This window comes from Streptomyces sp. BE20 (genome assembly GCF_036322525.1).
GTDB lineage: Bacteria > Actinomycetota > Actinomycetes > Streptomycetales > Streptomycetaceae > Kitasatospora.
Genome location: NZ_JAQYWW010000655.1, coordinates 1 through 323 on the forward strand (window position 1 = coordinate 1; position 323 = coordinate 323).

A 323-nucleotide genomic window follows, 5' to 3' on the forward strand; every position below is an offset into this window, starting at 1 on the left:
CGGCGGGCCGTCGTGGTCGCCGCCGATCAGGCGCAGGCGCTGACCGGACTGCGGGCGCTGTCCTCCGGCGAGGCTGTGCCCGGGTTGGTGGCGGGCCGGGCGGAGGTGGCGGGCCGGTCGGTGTTCGTGTACCCGGGTCAGGGTTCGCAGTGGGTGGGGATGGGCCGGCGTCTGTCGGCCGAGTCTCACTTGAACGACACCTCACAGGCTGACTTAGACGGATCTCAGAAAACTTATGACTACTGTTCGTTGGAGCAATATGAGAATCACTTTCCGGCTACCCCATCGCTCGAGAGACAGCATGTGCTTCAGACCCTCTCGTA

At 64.7% G+C, this 323-nt stretch carries 1 pseudogene; it reads left to right on the forward strand.

The features are described from left to right. Nucleotides 1–323: pseudogene (locus PUR61_RS13890) on the forward strand (hypothetical protein); the annotation flags it as partial.